The 596-nt window shown below is 50.5% G+C and carries 1 protein-coding gene; it reads right to left on the bottom strand.

Annotated features, from left to right (window positions below):
* On the bottom strand, positions 1-596 hold a 596-nt coding region (locus BV405_RS17520; RefSeq protein ID WP_176330222.1), incomplete at both ends, for a hypothetical protein.

The following is a 596-nucleotide window of genomic DNA, read 5'->3' as shown; positions in this document are numbered from 1 at the left end:
TCGGAGTCGGAATCACTGTCGGAGTCGGAATCACTGTCCGAGTCAGAGTCACTATCCGAGTCTGAATCGCTGTCGGAATCGGAGTCACTATCGGAGTCTGAATCACTATCGGAATCCGAGTCGCTGTCCGAGTCTGAATCACTGTCCGAATCAGAGTCGCTATCGGAGTCAGAATCACTATCCGAGTCAGAATCACTATCCGAGTCAGAATCACTATCCGAGTCAGAATCACTATCCGAGTCAGAATCGCTATCGGAATCTGAGTCGCTATCCGAGTCAGAGTCACTATCCGAATCTGAGTCACTGTCGGAATCGGAGTCGCTGTCCGAGTCAGAATCACTGTCCGAGTCAGAATCACTGTCGGAATCAGAGTCAGAATCGCTGTCCGAATCAGAGTCACTATCGGAGTCTGAGTCGCTGTCCGAATCCGAATCACTATCGGAGTCTGAATCGCTGTCCGAGTCAGAGTCACTATCCGAATCTGAGTCACTGTCGGAGTCAGAATCCGAATCGCTGTCAGAATCAGAGTCACTGTCGGAGTCAGAATCACTATCGGAATCCGAGTCGCTATCGGAATCTGAGTCAGAATCGCTGTC

Source organism: Oceanospirillum sanctuarii (genome assembly GCF_002150805.1).
Taxonomy (GTDB): domain Bacteria; phylum Pseudomonadota; class Gammaproteobacteria; order Pseudomonadales; family Halomonadaceae; genus Oceanospirillum; species Oceanospirillum sanctuarii.
This window is presented reverse-complemented; position numbering and strand designations above follow the sequence as displayed.